The sequence below is a fragment of the Streptomyces incanus genome, from assembly GCF_042656345.1.
In the GTDB taxonomy this organism is placed as follows: Bacteria; Actinomycetota; Actinomycetes; order Streptomycetales; family Streptomycetaceae; genus Streptomyces; species Streptomyces incanus.
In genome coordinates this window covers 1-16771 of record NZ_JBHSPC010000107.1, presented here as the reverse complement: position 1 = coordinate 16771, position 16771 = coordinate 1, and the positions used below count along the sequence as shown (strand labels likewise).

Genomic DNA, 16771 nt, shown 5'->3' with positions numbered 1-16771 from the left:
CCTGCACATGACCACCACCAGCACCACCCCCGGCATCGACCTGACCGGCAAGACCGTCCTGGTCACCGGCGCAGCCCGAGGCATCGGCGTCGAGGTCGCCCGCCAGGCCGTCGCCGCCGGCGCGAACGTCGTCATCGCCGACCTGCTGGAGGAGGAGGGCCAGGAGACCGCCGCGAAGCTGCGCGACCGCGCCCGCTTCGTCCGGCTGGACGTCACCTCTGAGGCCGGGTGGCAGGCGGCCGTCGACTTCGCGACAGCCGAGTTCGGCGGGCTCGACGGCCTGGTGAACAACGCCGGCATCGCCACCGGGACGCTCATGGAAGCGGAGAGCGTCGAGCACTTCCGCAGGGTCCTCGACATCAACCTCACCGGTGTCTTCATCGGCATGAAGACCGCCGTGCCGGCGCTGCGCACGCGCGGCGCGGGCTCGATCGTCAACATCTCCTCCGCGGCCGGCCTGATCGGGCTGGCGCTGACGGCCGGCTACGGCGCCTCCAAGTGGGGCGTGCGCGGCCTCACGAAGCTCGCCGCCGTGGAGCTCGGCACCTCGAAGATCCGCGTCAACTCGGTGCACCCCGGCATGACCTACACCCCGATGACGTCCGAGACCGGCATCCAGTCCGGCGACGGCAACTACCCCAACACCCCCATGGGCCGCGTCGGCCAGCCGGAGGAGATCGCGGCCGCCGTGGTCTTCCTGCTGTCCGACGTCGCCTCCTACATGACGGGCGCCGAGCTGGCGGTCGACGGCGGCTGGACCGCCGGCCCCACCGTCAAGTACGTCATGGGCCAGTGACACGCGACCGCCCTATCTGCGCGGACGCGTCGCGTGGACAAGGACCTTCAGGATGTCGGTGACTTCCCGGCGCACGTCGTCACGACTGTGCTCCGGATTGTTCGCCAGCTCCGCGAGATAGGGCTCGTACAGGTCCCACACGGAGCCGATGAGAGCGACCAGGGACGCCACGACGTTCGCGTCGAACTCCTCGCGCGTCTCCGGCGCGGTCGGGTTCTCCCACAGCGCGTCGATCTGTGAACGGTAGCCGCGTGAACGGGCCGTGCCGATCAGGCGGTCGGGACGGATGCCTTCGAGGATCGACCATGCCAGCATCCGGCCGAACTGTCCCGCGTCGACGTCCGAACCGAATGAGTTGTCGATCGCGGCGTAGATGTCACGCTCGCTGGACAGCCGTTCGCCGTAGTAGGAGACGAGCAGCTCCATCACCGCCACCAAGAGGTTCTCCTTGGTGCGGTAGAACCGGTGGATCAGGCCGTAGGACACGTCCGCGGCGGCGGCGACCTCGCGCAGCGACACGCTCGCGGGGCCCTTGCGCGAGAAGAGATCGGCAGCGGCGAGCAGGATGGCGTGCTGCGCGCCGGTCATCTCGTCCGGCGACGGCATCCACTCGTCGATGTCCTTGCCGGTGGGTTTGACGTGGGGGTCGACAGCCGGGGCGGTGCGCTCCTCGACCGGGAGGGGAGCGTAGGCCTCGGCCAACCGAAGCGCCTCGTCCCTGGTCTCCGAACGGATCAGCAGTTCGGCCGGCGTCCGACCCGACGCGCCGACGCCCGTGATCGACCACCGGGCGATGTCCTGCGGGTCGAAGTCCTCCGCGAAGGCCGCCAGATACTCCGCCACCTCAGGGCGGGCCTCGCCGTTCTCCGGATCGAACTGCCAGACCGGGAACAAGGTTGCTCCGCGACCGGGGTAGCCCAGCATCTTTCGGCTCCGGACGCGCCGATTGATCGCCTGGCGACTGATCTTGAGAAAGTCTGCCACCTCTGGCGTTGTCCAGACATCATCAAGGGAGGCCGAGGCCTCGCTCCCGTCTTTCATGTTGAGCATGCTCTCAGAACCTCGTCCTGACGTAGGTCGAAAGTGTCGGAAGTGAGCGCCGTCGCTCGGCGGGGCCGACCCCGGTGCGCAGCCCCCTCTGCGATCCGCATGGCTTGATTCCTCACAGCAGCCGGTCTCGGTTGACGCTGCTGTAGCCAGTGGCTACCTTAACATCGGCGAGCATCGCTGTGACGGCGATTGCGCCGAGCGGCGCGCCCTTGGGTGTTGCCCGGCATCGCCCACCGGCTCGCGGAGGGCATCGACGAAGGGATTCCCATGGGACCAGCCCAGAGTGCGGAGGCGATTTCGATCGCCTCACCCGCACCTGTGATCGGACACGAACTGATCGTCGTCGACGTGATCCAGGAGACCCCGGACTCGAAGTCGATCGTGCTGCGGTGTCCGGACGCATTCCGCGAACTCTTCGCGTATCGGTCCGGTCAGTTCTTGACGTTTCGCATTCCGAGCGACCGCACAGGACACGTCGCCCGGTCGTATTCGTTGTCGAGCGCCCCCGGCATCGACGACGACCTGAAGGTGACCGTCAAGCGAACCGTCGGCGGGTACGGATCGAACTGGCTGTGCGACAACCTCGCGCAGGGAAGCACGATCACCGTCCTGCCCCCCTCGGGCCGGTTCACTCTCGACGGCGACGAGGACGACCTGCTGCTGTTCGCGGCGGGCAGTGGCATCACGCCGATCATGTCGATCTTGAAGACCGCCCTGCACCGATCCCAGTCCTCGGTGATTCTTTTCTACGCCAATCGAGATCACGCCTCGATCATCTTTCGCCGTGAACTCGAAGAATTCGAGGCCGCCTTCGACGACCGTCTGAGGGTTGTCCACTGGCTCGACGATCACCAGGGCTTTCCGTCCTTCGAGGACATTGCCACCATCGCGGCCGACAACCCGTCCTGTGCGACATTCGTCTGCGGACCGGCGCCATTCATGAACATGGTGAACGAGGGGATCCGAAAGGCAGGCCTCCCACCGGAACGCCACCACCAAGAGGTCTTCGCATCGCTCTCCGGCGACCCGTTCGCCGCACGCCCGACCCCGACGGGCTCCACGGGACCCTCCGTCGAGACGGTGGTGAACCTGGCCGGAGAGGCCCACCGGTTCGACTGGCCGATGGATCGGACGCTTGTCGACGTGCTCCTGGACCGCGGGGTCGACGTCCCGTACTCCTGCCGGTCGGGCGAGTGCGGCTCCTGCGCGTGCGTGGTGGTCGCCGGCAAGGTGCTGATGTCCGAGTCGGACGCCCTGGACCCGGCCGACCTGGCCGAAGGCTACGTGCTCGGATGCCAGTCACGCCCCGATGCGGGCCCGATCGAGATCGCGTTCTGATGTGAGCGGGCTCCGGCTCGCCTGCACCAGGCAGGCGAGCCGGCAACGGTCAACGGCCATGGGGACGCCGTGCTCTCAGCCGAGCACCCGTGTCAGGCCTCCGCCGCAAGCACCTGCGACGGCGCCGGCAGCGGAAGCTCCGCTTGGTGACCCATCCCGTGCGGCAGCCACCGGGCGGCGATCCCGGCGAGCGCGGCGACCGCCGCCAGCACGACGAAGCCGGTGGTCACCCCCGACTCGCGGTAGAGGACGGCGCCCTGGACCACGGTCACCCCGCGGCCGTTCATGATGGCGAACAGCACGACGGGAACGACCGCGCCCAGGGCGAGCTGCACAACCTGGACCATGGATGCCATCGAGCCCTGGAGGGAGGCCGGGACTTACTCCTTGCCCGCCAGCAGGGCCGCCATCGCTTCCTTGGCGGCCTTGATGGCGCCCTTGTTGATCTCGTCCGTGGAGGGGGCCTTCTTCGACTCGAAGTCGCTGCCGTTGTACGTCACGACCACCAGCGCGTTGGAGGCGCGGGCCACCACCACGCCCTCCCGGGTCTGTTGCTCGTCCTCGGTGGTGAGGTCCACGACCGAGTACGCGGCGTCACCGAGTCCGGGGACCGCGCCTCCGCCGCTCCTGTCCTTCAACCGCCCCTGGTACGACTTCTCGGCCGCGTCGTCCGACTGCAGGACCTCGAAGGACACATCCAGCCAGCGGTACTCGTAGCCGTCGAGCGCGTTCCACGAACAGGTCCGGCGCAGCGCGGAGTCGGTGGACTTGATCTCCTTGCCGGCCGCCTTCGCCCCCGGCACAAGGGACTTGACGGTCTTCTCGGCGATGCTGCCGCAGGGCGCGGGAGCGGCGGTGTACGTCTTCGGCGCGGCCGTCGTCGACGGGGCGGAGGCGGACTGCGACGCCGTCGTCTCCGGCGGCTTCTTCTCGGCGGCCTGCGGCGCGGAGGACGATCCGGACGACAGGGCCCAGCCCGCCGCGGCGAGGACGACCACCGGGGACAGGCGCGCGGTCAGGGCTATCGGCAGAGGAAAGGAACGCACGGCGCACTTCTCGTGGGGGTCGGTGCGGAAGGGTGCCCGCACTGCGGACGGGACGCCAGTCTCACATGCTTCCCGGTGGGGCGGAAGTGCGAACTCGCTCCGTAGGCGCGGGGTGACAGGGGAGTGTTGCGAGGGGGTGGCGCTTTGCCGTACTTCCCCTGGTTTCAGGCGATTTGAGGCGTCGAGGCGGCGTCACGACATCGGCCGGCAGATGGGCGCGGAGCGGGCCGCCGGGTGGGTCAGGGCACGCGGGCGGTCCACTGAGGGGTCGTGAACTTGGTGCGTGCCAGTTCCCGGGCGCGGGTCAGTTCCTCGTCGGTCACCTTGCCGCCGGACACGCCGTACCGGGCGCGGAAGGAGTCGATCATGTTCTCGATGACCGTCTCGCGGGGCAGGCCCGTCTGCCGGCGGAGCGGGTCGACGCGCTTCTTGGCGCTCCCGGTGCCCTTGTCGGACATCTTCTCCCGCCCGATGCGCAGCACGTCGAGCATCTTGCCGGCGTCGATGTCGTAGGCCATCGTCACGTGGTGCAGCACCGCGCCGGGGCCGCCGTGCGGGCCCACCATCCGCTTCTGGGCGGCGCCGGCGATCTTGCCCTGGTCGGTGGTGATGTCGTTCAGCGGCTGGTACCAGGCTCTGATCCCCATGTCGCCGAGAGCGCCGAGCACCCAGTCGTCGAGATAGGCGTAACTGTCCTGGAAGGACAGGCCCTGCACCAGGGACTCCGGCACGGACAGCGAGTACGTGATGGTGTTGCCGGGCTCCACGAACATCGCGCCGCCGCCGGAGATGCGGCGCACCACCTCGATGCCGTGCCGCTCGGCTCCCTCCGGGTCGACCTCGTTGCGCAGCGACTGGAAGCTGCCGATGATCACGGCGGGACCGCCCCATTCCCACACCCGCAGTGTCGGCGGACGGCGTCCCGCGGCGACCTCCGCCGTCAGCACCTCGTCCAGCGCCATGTGCAGAGCCGGGGGCTGCGGGCCCTCATGGATCAGCTGCCAGTCGTAGTCCGACCAGTCGGTGGCGCGGGCGACCGCGCGGCGCACCGCGACGGCGACACCCGCCGAGGTCAGCCCGTACATCACGGTCCCCTCGGGAAGCGCGGCGTCGATCCGCGCGGCGAGACCGGCCGCGTCCATGTCCGCCGGGGCGCCGTTCAGGGCGTGGTTCACGGCGTCCAGCGCCTCGTCCGGTTCGAGGAAGAAATCGCCCGCGACCCGCGTGTTCCGCAGGACGCCGTCCGTCACCTCGACGTCCACGACGACCAGCTTGCCGCCGGGGACCTTGTACTCACCGTGCACCGTCTCCGCCTTTCGTCCCGTCGCAAGGGATCAACACCGGAAGCGGTCGGGGTGTTCCCGCGGGCGAGCCGGTGGGAACGCGCGGGTCCGGGCCACGGGCCGCAGGGGCCCGTGGCCCGTCAGGGCGTCACGGTTTGCGGGCGAGGCCGCCGTGCTCGGCGATGACCGGCGCGTCGGGTGCGTCGGCATCCGGTCGCCACTGGGTGACCGAGACCACGCCGGGCTCCAGGAGCTCCAGGCCGTCGAAGAACGAGGTGATCTCGTCGGCGGTACGCAGGTTGTACGGGACGGCGCCGCTCTTGTTGTAGCCGTCCTGGGCGTGCTCGAACTCCGGGTCGACGCCCCGGGAACCGTCGTTGATGGACAGGTAGCTGCCGGACGGCAGCGCGTCCATCAGCCGCGTCACGATGGAGCGCGCCTCGTCGTGGTCGGCGATGTGGCCCAGGATGTTGCTGAGTATGAGGGCGGTGGGGCGGGAGAAGTCCAGTGTCGCGGTGGCGGCGGCCAGGATGCGCTCCGGGTCCAGCACGTTGGAGTCGATGTAGGCGGTCGCCCCCTCGGGAGTGGAGTAGAGCAGGGCGCGGGCGTGCGCCAGGATCATCGGGTCGTTGTCGACGTAGACGATCCTGCTCTCCGGGGCGATGCGCTGGGCGACCTCATGGGTGTTGTCGGCGGTCGGCAGGCCCGTCCCGATGTCCAGGAACTGCCGGATGCCGGCCTCGGCGACCAGATAGGTGATGTTGCGCTGCAGGAAGGCCCGGCTGCTGCGGGCGATGGTCACGATGCCGGGGAAGACGCTGGTGTACGCGTCGCCGGCCTCCTCGTCGACCGGGTAGTTGTCCTTGCCGCCCAGCCAGTAGTTCCAGATCCGGGCCGAATGCGGCACCGAGGTGTCGATCTTCTGGTCTGCGGCGGTTCCGGGCGTCGTCTCGGGGTCGCTCATGGGTACGGTCCGTCTCTCAGCCGAGGCAGGCGTGTTCAGCCAGCAGGAGTGTTGCACCACAACTTACGTCCCAACAGTGTTGTCGCGCACTTCAGTTCGTCTCTCCGGTCGTTTGTCCGAAGGGGTGCGGGCGGGCGGATTCCGCGCCACGCCGGTCGCGTCAGCCGTGCAGGCCAGGTACGGCTCCGGCGCGAACAGGACGACGACGAGGCGGGTCGTGCGGCACGCCGGCAAGACCGTCCTGCTCACCGACGGCACCGGCCGTGTGGAGGTCCTCGACCCCGCGGGCCTCGTCGTCGGCGGCAAGCCAGAGGGCCGTACCCACACCTTCGCCGAACCCCACCACGGCGTGGCCGTCGAGCTGAGCAACGGTGAACTCCTCGGCACCGTGGGCACCGAGGAGAAGCGCACCGGCGCCCTCGTCCTGGACAGGAACGACAGGGAGATCGCGCGCCACGAGGACTGCCCCGGAGTCCACGGTGAGGCCGCCGCCCACGCCGAGTTCCGCCACGATCGGCCAAGTCGTGGAGGCGGCGCTTTTGGGCGGCCTGGAGACCCTCCTGCGGGTGTTCGAGGAGAAGGCGAGCGCGGTGGCGGTGGACGGCGAGTGCCTGCGCGGCTCGCGGGACGGGGTGAGCGAGGCGGGCCTGCCGCAGCAGAGGGACCACCTGGAGCCGAGAACGCCGACGCCGCCGTGACCGGGACGGTGGTGGAGACCTCTTGATCTCCTCTTTGCCGTGGCAGGCAATGCGACGGCCACCTGGCGGGATGGACGCTGGACGGGCCGGTCGTCAGCGGCGGCGGTCCGCTGCGTTGGCTCGGGTCGTGGCCGCGGAGGCCAGTCCGGTGACGATACCGGCGATCGTCTTGGTGATCATGCGGCGGTAGAGCCAGCCAGTGCCGGGGATCTTCGCGTCGAACGTGGAGTGCCAGCGAATGTGAGTACCCGCGCCGGTCGGCTCCAGGCTGATGTCGGCGCGGTAGCCGCGGACGGCCAGACCGGTCAGGAGCACATAGCTGAAACGACGATCCTCGACAAGCTCGACGATCTTCTCTCTGCTGGTGTAGGTCCGGCCGCCGATTCTCGTCCGGAAGATCCGCACCGCCCCCAGGCCCTCGGCGCCGTCCACCCCCGCTTCGGCCAGCTCGAACGAGCCCAACGGCGAGAAGGTGGGCCAACTCGTGCCGTCCCGGAGCAGCGCATAGACGACGGAGGGCTCGGCGGTCGTGTCGGCGGCCAAGTGGATGTGCTGTGTGGGCATCCCATCCCCCTTCTGTTCCAGTCGGTACATGTACCATGTGGTACGCGCGATGTAAAGGGTGGACCTCGGTGAATCGAGAAGGACCAAAGGAACGGCTGCTGGCCGCCGTCATCGAACACATGGCGGCCAACGGAGCCGCCGACCTGAGCCTGCGGCAGCTGGCCGTGCAGGTGGGAACCAGCCACCGGATGCTGCTGTATCACTTCGGTTCCAAGGAGCAGCTCCTGGTCGAGGTGATCGGGGAGGTGGAGGCCCGGCAACAGGCGATGTTCATCGAGCTGCTGACCGAGTTCGACGTCGACCCGCACGCCACTCCCCTCGACCTGATGCGCGCCTTCTGGCAGCGGATCGCCGACCCCGCCCTGCATCCCTACGAGCGACTGTTCTTCGAGATGTACGGTCAAGCCCTGCAACGCCGTCCCGGCACCACCCAGTTGCTGGACGGCGTCATCGACTCCTGGCTGGAGCCAATGGCCGAACTGGGCCGGCGTCACGGACTCCCCGACACCACGGCCCGCGCTCAAGCCCGACTCGGTATCGCGGTAGCCCGCGGCCTCCTCCTCGACCTGCTGGCCACCGGCGACCGAGTCGCCGTCGACGCCGCTGCGGACCTCTTCTTCACCGACGCCCGCACCCGCCTCCGCTGACCCACGACGATCGCCGTCGGCGAAGGACCTCGCCCGGACCAAGTCCCTGGATCACCTGTTCTCGTGACATCGACACGCAATCGGTTCCTGTTCCGCAGGGGCCGCAGACGGCGGTGGCCGTCTCGGTGCGGTGGTCTCTGCCGCGGTGGGCCAGCGGGTGGCAGCGGTCGAGGTCCTGGGTGGTGACCGTCGTTGGCGGCTCCGGACATCGCCTCGGGGGACTGCTGTTGATCGAGTCCGCACGGGGCCGTCACCCAACAGCGCGTTCAGGCCCAGGAGAGGGGTGGAGCCGTGTCAGGGAAGGCTCCGCGCTTCCAGGTGAGTGACGCCCCAAGTGCTGTGCGGTCACGGTCAGGACGGTCTTGCCGGTGGTGTGCCGTCCTTCGCCAGGGCATGGGCCTTGGCCGCCTGGGCCAGGGGCAGCACCGTGCTCACACGGGCCCGCAGCTCCCCCGGCTCGGCGAGTTCGGCGATGGCCCGCATCCCGGCATGGTCGGGTTGCGCCAACAGGAAGGCCGACCGCATACCGCGCTCTGCTGCCCGGATGCGGGCATGGTCCGGCGCCGCAGCACGTCCTTCGACAGGTTCTCCCTGGTGGCGACCGAGGTGAACTCGGCGATGAAATCGGTGCCGAAATCGGCTTGTTTCAGGATGTCCAGCAGGTCGATGGTGCCCCAGCGTCGTTCGATCTCGGCCTTGATCGCCACCAGGGATTCCGGCTCTTCCTGTTTGAGGACAGGCCGGCCGGGGTCGGGGGCGGGGCCGGTCGCAGGCTGTGAAAGCCGTGGCGGGCAGGTGTCCGCACGCGTCGACGGCGGCCCGGTGGGCGAGGACCGCCGGGTTCAGAAGGGCAGGCGGCCGCGCGTGCGGCGACCTGCGGAACCACTGCGGCCCACGGCCTTCGAGCTGCTGCGGAACGGCTTGCTGAACAGGCGCCCCAGGGGCCCGGGTGCCTTTCCTCCCGCGCGGGAGCCGAAGCCCAGGGCCCGCTGTGTGCCGCGTTCGGGTCCGCGGGACAGGCGGGGCGCGAGGAATGCCAGTACGGCGATAACGATACAAAGCGCGACAATTCCGATGATCGCCACGATTACCTCCAACGACTATGACGTAGCTGCCGTTTGCCCTCGCCTACGGGGGATATACGTGGCCCCGGGGCTCGCTCGGCGAGTGGAAAGCCGACCCGGTGACCGTTTCCCGGGGTGTGCCGCCCGTCGTCGTCGCCCTGCTGTGCCGACCTCCGCCGGACGAGGACGGACAGTACGGAGCTTCCTCGTGTGCCGGCCGGAGAATGGATGAGCCCCGAAGACGTGCCACAGCACACCCCGGCCGCTGCGTCCGTCGCGTCCGCCGGCCGGTCCGCCGGTGAACGCGCGTTGCGGATGCGTCGCAGGCTGGAGCGGCTGATCGGCATCGCCGCGACGGAGGGCAATGCCCTGGTCGCCCTGCGGAACGGTGACGAGATCTTCCCCGCGATGCTGGAGAGCGTGCGGTCCGCCGCGTACACGGTGGACATGATGACGTTCGTGTACTGGAAGGGCGACATCGCCCGGCAGTTCGCCCAGGCCCTGGCGGAGCGGGCCCGCGCCGGCGTGCGGGTCCGGCTGCTCCTGGACGGGTTCGGCAGTCGCACGATCGAGAAGGACCTGCTGGAGGACATGCGCGAAGCCGGCGTGCACGTGGCCTGGTTCCGGCAGCCGATGGCGCTCTCGCCGCTCAAGCAGAATCATCGCTGCCACCGCAAGGCGCTGCTCGTGGACGAGCGCGTGGCGTTCACCGGAGGAGTGGGCATCGCCGAGGAGTGGTGCGGCGATGCCCGCGACGAGCGCGAGTGGCGCGACACGCATGTCGAGGTGCGTGGTCCGGCGGTGGACGGTGTCGCCGCGGCGTTCGCACAGAACTGGGCCGAGTGCTGCGGCGAACTCTTCGACGGCCATGACCGGTTCGGCGAACACCGGCCCCAGGGGAACGCGGTGGTGCAGGTGGTGCGCGGTTCGGCCGGCTTCGGCTGGCAGGACATGCAGACCCTGATGCAGGTGATGATCGAGTCGGCCGAGGAGCGGTTCCGGCTCACGACCGCCTACTTCTCACCGGACGCCTACTTCATGGAACTTCTGTGCCAGGCGGCGCGGCGCGGTGTGGAGGTGGAGATCCTGCTGCCTGGGCCGTACACCGACAAACGGGTCTGCCGGCTGGCCGGACAGCATTTCTACGAGGACCTGCTGGCCTGCGGCGTGAGGATCTACCAGTACCAGCCGACGATGCTGCACGCGAAGGTCATCACCGTGGACGGAACGGCCGCGCTCATCGGGTCGACCAACTTCAACCGGCGTTCCCTCGAGCACGACGAGGAGGTCATGCTGGCCGTCCTCGACGAGGAGTTCACCGGCACCCTCGACGCCCATTTCGACAAGGACGTGACGGTCAGTGAGCCGATCCGGGAAGGACAATGGGGGAGACGGTCGCTGCTGCAGCGGGCACGCGAGAAGGCAGTTCTGCCCATACGCCGGTTCCTGTGACGTCCGGGGGAGCGCCGACCGGTCCGACCGATGCACGGAAACAGTGAGGTGAGAGCCCGTATGTTCACCACCCGCCCCACCCTTCAGGGCACCTTCGGCATGGTGTCGTCCACGCACTGGCTGGCGTCCCAGTCGGCCATGGCCGTCCTGGAGGGTGGGGGGAACGCGTACGACGCTGCCGTGGCGGGCGCCTTCGTGCTGCACGTCGTCGAGCCGCATCTCAACGGACCGGCCGGCGAGGTGCCCATCCTGCTGGCGCCCGCGGGCGGCGAGGTGCGGGTGCTGTGCGGGCAGGGCGTCGCACCGGCCGGGGCGAGCGCCGCCCACTACCGGGCGCTCGGCCTGGATCTCGTCCCGGGCACCGGACCGCTCGCCGCCGCTGTGCCCGGCGCCTTCGACGCCTGGATGCTCCTGCTGCGCGACCACGGCACGCGCTCCCTCGCCGACGTCCTCCGGTACGCCATCGGGTACGCCGAACACGGGCACGCGCCCGTGGAGAACGTCGGTGGGACCGTCGAGACCGTACGGGAGCTGTTCGAGACGGAGTGGACCTCCTCGGCGCAGGTGTACCTGCCCGGCGGCAGGGCGCCCCGCCCCGGCGAGCTGCTGCGCAACCCCGCCCTCGCCGCCACCTGGCGGCGCCTGCTGGACGAGGTCGCCGGCGCGGGCGGCCGGGAGGCGCAGATCGACGCCGCGCGGGAGGTGTGGCGCACCGGCTTCATCGCCGAGGCGCTGGTCCGGCAGGCCGGGCGGCCCACCCTGGACACCAGCGGCGAGCACCGCACCGGCACGCTGACGGCCGCCGACCTCGCCGGCTGGTCGGCGACGTACGAGACCCCGGCGACGTACGACTGGAACGGCTGGACCGTGTGCAAGGCGGGCCCCTGGAGTCAGGGCCCCGTCCTGCTCCAGCAGCTCGCCCTGCTCCCGCCGGAACTGCCCCCGTACGGCTCCGCCGACTACACGCATCTGCTGATAGAGGGCAGCAAGCTCGCCATGGCCGACCGGGAGGCCTGGTACGGGGACGCGGCCGAAGTGCCGCTCGACGACCTCCTGTCGGCGGAGTACAACGCCGAGCGGCGCACCCGTGTGGGACCCCGGGCCTCGCACGCGCTACGGCCCGGCAGTCCCGGCGGGCGCACCCCGCGACTGAGCGCGCAGGCGCGCGCGGCGGCCGCCGGCGCGGGCGGCCCGCACGACGCGGGGGCCCGGGGGAGGGGCGCCGTCGTGCCGGGCGTCGGCGAGCCGACGGTCGCCAAGCACCCCACGTCCCCCGTGCCGGGTGAACCGGAGGTCTCCGGCGACGGGGCCACCCGCGGCGACACCTGCCACCTGGACGTCGTCGACCGCTGGGGCAACATGGTCGCGGCCACCCCGAGCGGCGGCTGGCTCCAGTCCAACCCGGTCGTGCCCGAACTCGGCTTCCCCCTCGGCACCCGGCTCCAGATGACCTGGCTGGAGGACGGACTGCCCAACACGCTCACGCCGGGACGCCGCCCCCGGACCACCCTCACCCCGTCCGTCGCCCTGCGCGAGGGGGTGCCGGTGATGGCGTTCGGCACGCCCGGCGGGGACCAGCAGGACCAGTGGCAGCTGCACTTCTTCCTCGCCGTCGCGCTGCGCGGCCCGGTACGCGGCGGGCTCGACCTGCAGGGCGCGATCGACGCCCCGAACTGGCACCACGACAGCTTCCCCGGCTCCTTCTACCCGCGCGGCACGCGCCCCGGCAGCGTCACCGTGGAGTCCCGGACGGATCCGGCGGTGGTGCGGGAGCTGCGGCGCCGGGGCCATGAGGTGACGGTCGGCGAGGCCTGGTCGGAGGGCAGGCTGTGCGCGGTCGCCCGGGACCCGGCCACGGGCGTGCTCTCGGCGGCGGCGAATCCGCGCGGTATGCAGGGCTACGCCGTGGGCCGCTGAGCCCATACTCCCTTGAACCGAGGACCCATATTCATGCGGATACCACCTGGAGTGCACCGAACGGGTGGGGTTTGTCAGTGGGGCATGTTCTCATGGGGGACATGATCGAGGACAACGAAACCATCGAAGAGTTTCTCGCCGAGCACGCCGTGGACGTGGAGGACGCCGTCCGCAAGGCCGCCGCCCAGGAAATCATGCCGCGCTGGCGCCGGCTCGCCGACCACGAGATCGACCGCAAGTCCGGCCCGCACGACCTGGTGACCGACGCCGACCGGCAGGCCGAGCTGTACCTCACCGAGGCGTTGTCCACCCTGCTGCCCGGCTCGGTCGTGGTGGGCGAGGAGGCGGTGCACGCCAACCCGGCGTCGTACGAGGGGATACGCGGCGAGGCGCCGGTGTGGATCGTCGACCCGGTCGACGGCACCCGGCAGTTCGTGCACGGCGACACCGGATTCTGCACCCTGGTCGCCCTCGCGCTCGGCGGAGTCGTCCACGCCTCGTGGACGTTCGCCCCCGTCCGCGAACAACTCGCCACAGCCGTACGGGGACAGGGTGCCTTCCTCGACGGGGTGCGGCTGCACGCCGGTTCCCCGGACCCCGACCGCGACCTGCGCGTGGCCACCTCCCACCCGGACTTCACGACGGACGACCAGAAGCGCTCCCTCCTCGCGCTGAGGACGGACGGCGTGGCCCCCCGCTCCTGCGGCTCGGCCGGGCTGGAGTATCTCGCCATCGCCCGCGGCGAATCCGACGCCACCGCATTCACCTGGGAAGCGGCCTGGGACCACGCGGCGGGCCTGCTCCTCGTCGAGGAGGCGGGCGGCGCCCACCTGACCCGCGCCGGCGAGCCCTTCCGTATCACCGGCGGCAACGACCTCCCCTTCACCACGGCCCGCGACGGGGCCACGGCCCGCCGGGTGGCGGGACTGCTGTCGGCCGGAGCCTGACGTCGAGGCCGGTGGCGGAGCCGGAGCTCCGGGTTCCGGCGGGGCCTGATCGCCGGGCCCGGCGGAGGTGACCCGGACCGCGGGGAGTGTCGGCGGCCCGGCATATCCTGAGTCTCCCGGTTGCCTCCGGGTGCCGTCGGCCGACGAAGGAGTTCCGAAGGTGGTGTCGATGCTCGATGTGGTCGTGGTGGGCGCGGGGCCGAACGGACTGACCGCCGCCGCGGAGCTGGCCCGGCGCGGCTTCTCCGTCGCGTTGTTCGAGGCGAAGGGCACCGTCGGGGGCGGCGCCCGCACCGAGGAACTGACCCTGCCCGGCTTCCGGCACGATCCGTGCTCCGCGGCTCACCCGCTGGGCATCAACTCGCCCGCGTTCCGGGCCCTCCCGCTGCAGCGCTACGGCCTGGAGTGGCTGCACGCTGACCTGCCCATGGCCCACCCCTTCCTCGACGGCACGGCGGCCGTGCTGTCCCGGTCGGTCGGCGAGACGGCCGCCTCCTTCGGCCCGCGCGACGCCGGACCGTACCGACGCCTGGTCGAACCCTTCCTGCCCCGATGGGACACCCTGGCCCGCGATTTCATGTCCCTGCCGCTCACCGCGCTGCCCCGCGACCCGCTCGGTCTCGCCCGCTTCGGCCTCGTCGGACTGCAGCCCTCCACCTGGCTGATACGCCGTTTCCGCGACGAGCGGGCCAGGGCCCTGTTCGCCGGACTCGTCGCCCATGTCATGGCGCCCCTCGGCGGCTTCGCCACCGGCGCCGTGGGCCTGATCTTCGCCCTCGCCGCGCACGCCCGCGGCTGGCCCGTCGCCCGCGGCGGCTCCCAGGCCATCTCGGACGCCCTCGCGGACTACCTGGAAGACCTCGGCGCCGCGGTCCACACCGACTACGAGGTCAAGCGTCTCGACGACCTGCCGCCGGCCCGCGCGTACGTCTTCGACACCTCGCCCACCGCCCTCGCCCGCATCGCCGGCTTCGGCAACCACTACGCGAACTACCGCTACGGCCCCGGCGTCTTCAAGATCGACTACGCGCTGGACGGCCCGGTGCCGTGGACCGCGCCCGAGGCCCGCAGGGCCTCCACCGTGCAGGTCGGCGCGGACAGTGCCGAGATCGGCGCCGCCCTGCGCGCCGCGTCCCGGGAAGGCCGCGCCCCCGACCCGCCGTTCCTCATCACCGTGCAGCCCGGCGTCGCCGACCCCACCCGGGCACCGGCCGGCCAGCAGGTCTTCTGGGCCTACGGTCACGTCCCGAGCGGCTGGACCGGCGACCTGACCGACGCCGTGGAACGTCAACTGGAGCGCTTCGCCCCGGGATTCCGCGACCGCGTCCTGGCCCGCGCCACCGCGGGCCCGCCCCAACTCGCCGCCCGCAACGCCAACTACGTCGGCGGTGACATCGGCTCCGGCGCGGCCAGTGGCCTCCAGCTCCTGCTGCGCCCCAAGCTCTCCCTGTTCCCGTACTCCACCCCGCACCCGGCCGTGTTCATCTGCTCGTCGGCCACCCCGCCCGGCCCCGGCGTCCACGGCATGTCCGGGCACAACGCGGCGAAGGCCGTCTGGAGGAGGCTGCGGCAGACCTGACCACCCTCCCCCTCGCCCACGGCGGCATCACCCGCGAGCACGCCGACGCCATCGTCGACGCGGCCAACTCCTCCCTGCTCGGCGGGGGCTGCGTCGCTCGGCGGGGGCTGCGTCAACGGCGCGATCCACCGCCGCGGCGGCCCGGAGACCCTGGAGGGGAAACCCACCTGGCGCCTCATCTCTCCACCGGCTGATCGTCCACCGGCTGATCGTCCCCCCGCCTGAGCCGGACTCCGTTCCTTGGCTCTCCCGGCCGCGGACGGCCTTCTCCACGCACCCGGGCCGTGCCGGCCCGCGTACCGGGCGGGCCGGTGCCCTCTACGCGCCGATCCTGCTGCGGGCCCACGACAGCAGTGCACCGTCGGCGAGGCTCGCGACCCACAGGTCGGCCTTCTCCGCCTCCGGACCCGGCGGGCACGGTCCGATGCCGAGGACGCGCAGGCCCGCCCGGCGGGCCGACTCCATGCCGGTCAAGGAGTCTTCCACGGCCAGTGCCTCCTCGGGCGGCACGCCGCAGAGACGGGCGGCCACCCGGTAGACGTCGGGCTGAGGCTTCGGGCGTACGTCCTCGCCGGCGACCACGACGTGGCCGAAGCAACTGAGGAGCCCGGCCCGGTCGAGGCATGACTCCACCACCTCGCGGGGGCAGTTGCTCGCCACGGCGAGAGGGAGGTGGCGAGCGGCCAGCCGGACCAGCGCGGCGGCGCCCGGCATGGTGACGGGGTCCCCGTCGACCAGTGTGGTGAAGGTGTTGAGGAGTGTGTCGGTCAGCTCCTCCACGAGGTCCGGTTTTCCGGTCTCCTCGGCCATGAGCGCGCCGCACTCGGTGTAGTGCATGCCCTTTGCCCGGTCGGCGAACCCGGCCGGCGGTTTGAGAGCGAACGCCCGGAAGGTGATGCTCCGGGCCTCCTGCCAGTGTTGTTCCGTGTCCATCAGGGTTCCGTCGCAGTCGAAGACGATGGCGGCGGGAGACCAGGAAAGAATGCGATGAGCTGTCATGCGACTGCCGTTCTCGGAGGCTGCGCCGAGCGGTTCGATACCCGGGGCGCAGGCGCGGGTCGGGATGAAAGCGATCCACTCGCGGACATGAGTGGGGGGCGGGCGATGCCCTACGGCTGTCGGCGTCGAGCGGGCGTTGCTGAGCGCGCTGCGGCGGACGCGGATCGTCGATTTCGGGCGAGCCCAAAAACATCGTAGCCATTACGTTAATTTCGCTGCCGTGATTTCCGCAATCACCAATTCGGGTGCATGGGAATGTCCCGGACGGAGGCCGCCGGCCTCCCGTGTGCGGGGCGGAGAAAGAACTCGAAGTGCTTGAAATAAGGTCAACGCACCTGGTGGGCACCCCTTCCGGGGCGCTGCGGCGTCGTAAGCATTCAGAAGGAATGGGCCTGATCGGTGACGGTCGGTGAGAGCGCCTGGTCAG

18 protein-coding genes and 1 pseudogene are annotated in these 16771 nt (G+C 70.6%); 9 read left to right on the top strand and 10 right to left on the bottom strand.

From position 1 onward, the window contains the following. Positions 1 to 7: 7 nt before the first annotated feature. Positions 8 to 796, top strand: a complete 789-nt coding sequence (locus ACFP2V_RS30690; RefSeq protein ID WP_381218562.1) for a glucose 1-dehydrogenase — start codon at positions 8 to 10, stop codon at positions 794 to 796. A 12-nt stretch (positions 797 to 808) separates the two neighbouring features. Here the strand turns inward: ACFP2V_RS30690 and ACFP2V_RS30685 are convergent, their stop codons facing one another. Further along, on the bottom strand, positions 809 to 1720 hold the full coding sequence (locus tag ACFP2V_RS30685; RefSeq protein WP_169796132.1) for a TetR/AcrR family transcriptional regulator: 912 nt from the start codon (positions 1718 to 1720) through the stop codon (positions 809 to 811). A gap of 342 nt (positions 1721 to 2062) precedes the next feature. Between ACFP2V_RS30685 and ACFP2V_RS30680 the strand changes: the two genes are divergently transcribed. After that, positions 2063 to 3184, top strand: coding sequence for a ferredoxin--NADP reductase (locus ACFP2V_RS30680; protein WP_248844158.1), 1122 nt, complete (start codon positions 2063 to 2065; stop codon positions 3182 to 3184). Between the two features lie 92 nt (positions 3185 to 3276). Here the strand turns inward: ACFP2V_RS30680 and ACFP2V_RS30675 are convergent, their stop codons facing one another. The 4 genes from ACFP2V_RS30675 to ACFP2V_RS30660 form a co-directional block, all read right to left on the bottom strand. Further along, a complete protein-coding gene (locus tag ACFP2V_RS30675) occupies positions 3277 to 3531 on the bottom strand; it encodes a hypothetical protein (protein WP_381218561.1) in 255 nt (84 codons plus the stop codon). A 33-nt stretch (positions 3532 to 3564) separates the two neighbouring features. Continuing rightward, the gene (locus ACFP2V_RS30670; protein ID WP_381218560.1) at positions 3565 to 4230 is read right to left on the bottom strand and encodes a hypothetical protein; all 666 of its coding nucleotides are present in this window, start codon (positions 4228 to 4230) and stop codon (positions 3565 to 3567) included. A gap of 239 nt (positions 4231 to 4469) precedes the next feature. After that, complete coding sequence (locus tag ACFP2V_RS30665; protein WP_381218559.1) at positions 4470 to 5534, bottom strand: lipoate--protein ligase family protein; 1065 nt, start codon at positions 5532 to 5534, stop codon at positions 4470 to 4472. Positions 5535 to 5661: 127 nt separating this feature from the next. After that, positions 5662 to 6477, bottom strand: coding sequence for an SAM-dependent methyltransferase (locus ACFP2V_RS30660; RefSeq protein WP_381218558.1), 816 nt, complete (start codon positions 6475 to 6477; stop codon positions 5662 to 5664). A 214-nt stretch (positions 6478 to 6691) separates the two neighbouring features. On the opposite strand from ACFP2V_RS30660, the pseudogene ACFP2V_RS30655 reads away from it, so the two are divergent. Beyond that, positions 6692 to 6979 (top strand): annotated as a pseudogene (locus tag ACFP2V_RS30655) (hypothetical protein); the annotation flags it as partial. 22 nt (positions 6980 to 7001) lie between these two features. Next, entirely contained in the window at positions 7002 to 7175 is a 174-nt protein-coding gene (locus ACFP2V_RS30650; RefSeq protein WP_381218583.1) for a hypothetical protein, read from the top strand. Between the two features lie 93 nt (positions 7176 to 7268). Here the strand turns inward: ACFP2V_RS30650 and ACFP2V_RS30645 are convergent, their stop codons facing one another. Beyond that, a complete protein-coding gene (locus ACFP2V_RS30645; protein ID WP_381218557.1) occupies positions 7269 to 7739 on the bottom strand; it encodes an SRPBCC family protein in 471 nt (156 codons plus the stop codon). Between the two features lie 68 nt (positions 7740 to 7807). Between ACFP2V_RS30645 and ACFP2V_RS30640 the strand changes: the two genes are divergently transcribed. Beyond that, positions 7808 to 8386 carry a TetR/AcrR family transcriptional regulator gene (locus tag ACFP2V_RS30640; protein ID WP_381218556.1) on the top strand — a complete coding sequence of 193 codons (579 nt, stop codon included), beginning with the start codon at positions 7808 to 7810 and terminating at the stop codon, positions 8384 to 8386. Positions 8387 to 8737: 351 nt separating this feature from the next. On the opposite strand, the gene ACFP2V_RS30635 is transcribed toward ACFP2V_RS30640, so the two are convergent. The 3 genes from ACFP2V_RS30635 to ACFP2V_RS30625 all read right to left on the bottom strand — a co-directional run bounded on the left by ACFP2V_RS30635 (position 8738) and on the right by ACFP2V_RS30625 (position 9471). Next, entirely contained in the window at positions 8738 to 8869 is a 132-nt protein-coding gene (locus ACFP2V_RS30635; RefSeq protein ID WP_381218555.1) for a zinc-binding dehydrogenase, read from the bottom strand. Next, positions 8818 to 9093 carry a hypothetical protein gene (locus tag ACFP2V_RS30630; protein ID WP_381218554.1) on the bottom strand — a complete coding sequence of 92 codons (276 nt, stop codon included), beginning with the start codon at positions 9091 to 9093 and terminating at the stop codon, positions 8818 to 8820. Before ACFP2V_RS30630 ends, ACFP2V_RS30635 begins: the two co-directional genes overlap by 52 nt. A 135-nt stretch (positions 9094 to 9228) precedes the next feature. After that, the gene (locus ACFP2V_RS30625) at positions 9229 to 9471 is read right to left on the bottom strand and encodes a DUF6411 family protein (protein ID WP_381218553.1); all 243 of its coding nucleotides are present in this window, start codon (positions 9469 to 9471) and stop codon (positions 9229 to 9231) included. 294 nt (positions 9472 to 9765) lie between these two features. On the opposite strand from ACFP2V_RS30625, the gene ACFP2V_RS30620 reads away from it, so the two are divergent. The 4 genes from ACFP2V_RS30620 (at position 9766) to ACFP2V_RS30605 (ending at position 15345) form a co-directional block, all read left to right on the top strand. Further along, positions 9766 to 10902 carry a phospholipase D-like domain-containing protein gene (locus ACFP2V_RS30620; protein WP_381218581.1) on the top strand — a complete coding sequence of 379 codons (1137 nt, stop codon included), beginning with the start codon at positions 9766 to 9768 and terminating at the stop codon, positions 10900 to 10902. A 60-nt stretch (positions 10903 to 10962) separates the two neighbouring features. Continuing rightward, positions 10963 to 12819 carry a gamma-glutamyltransferase family protein gene (locus ACFP2V_RS30615; RefSeq protein WP_381218552.1) on the top strand — a complete coding sequence of 619 codons (1857 nt, stop codon included), beginning with the start codon at positions 10963 to 10965 and terminating at the stop codon, positions 12817 to 12819. Positions 12820 to 12920: 101 nt separating this feature from the next. Then, entirely contained in the window at positions 12921 to 13766 is an 846-nt protein-coding gene (locus ACFP2V_RS30610; protein WP_381218551.1) for an inositol monophosphatase family protein, read from the top strand. A 169-nt stretch (positions 13767 to 13935) separates the two neighbouring features. Continuing rightward, positions 13936 to 15345 carry a phytoene desaturase family protein gene (locus ACFP2V_RS30605; RefSeq protein ID WP_381218550.1) on the top strand — a complete coding sequence of 470 codons (1410 nt, stop codon included), beginning with the start codon at positions 13936 to 13938 and terminating at the stop codon, positions 15343 to 15345. Positions 15346 to 15663: 318 nt separating this feature from the next. Here the strand turns inward: ACFP2V_RS30605 and ACFP2V_RS30600 are convergent, their stop codons facing one another. After that, positions 15664 to 16344 carry an HAD family hydrolase gene (locus ACFP2V_RS30600; protein ID WP_381218549.1) on the bottom strand — a complete coding sequence of 227 codons (681 nt, stop codon included), beginning with the start codon at positions 16342 to 16344 and terminating at the stop codon, positions 15664 to 15666. Positions 16345 to 16771 lie beyond the last annotated feature (427 nt).

Bases quoted from the DNA above. Each gene is read 5' to 3' on its own strand.
- ACFP2V_RS30690 (WP_381218562.1), top strand. From the start codon at position 8: ATGACCACCACCAGCACCACCCCCGGCATCGACCTGACCGGCAAGACC.
- ACFP2V_RS30685 (WP_169796132.1), bottom strand. From the start codon at position 1,720: ATGCTGGGCTACCCCGGTCGCGGAGCAACCTTGTTCCCGGTCTGGCAG.
- ACFP2V_RS30675 (WP_381218561.1), bottom strand. From the start codon at position 3,531: ATGGTCCAGGTTGTGCAGCTCGCCCTGGGCGCGGTCGTTCCCGTCGTG.
- ACFP2V_RS30660 (WP_381218558.1), bottom strand. From the start codon at position 6,477: ATGAGCGACCCCGAGACGACGCCCGGAACCGCCGCAGACCAGAAGATC.
- ACFP2V_RS30645 (WP_381218557.1), bottom strand. From the start codon at position 7,739: ATGCCCACACAGCACATCCACTTGGCCGCCGACACGACCGCCGAGCCC.
- ACFP2V_RS30635 (WP_381218555.1), bottom strand. From the start codon at position 8,869: ATGCGGGCCATCGCCGAACTCGCCGAGCCGGGGGAGCTGCGGGCCCGT.
- ACFP2V_RS30620 (WP_381218581.1), top strand. From the start codon at position 9,766: ATGCGTCGCAGGCTGGAGCGGCTGATCGGCATCGCCGCGACGGAGGGC.
- ACFP2V_RS30615 (WP_381218552.1), top strand. From the start codon at position 10,963: ATGTTCACCACCCGCCCCACCCTTCAGGGCACCTTCGGCATGGTGTCG.
- ACFP2V_RS30610 (WP_381218551.1), top strand. From the start codon at position 12,921: ATGATCGAGGACAACGAAACCATCGAAGAGTTTCTCGCCGAGCACGCC.
- ACFP2V_RS30605 (WP_381218550.1), top strand. From the start codon at position 13,936: ATGCTCGATGTGGTCGTGGTGGGCGCGGGGCCGAACGGACTGACCGCC.
- ACFP2V_RS30600 (WP_381218549.1), bottom strand. From the start codon at position 16,344: ATGACAGCTCATCGCATTCTTTCCTGGTCTCCCGCCGCCATCGTCTTC.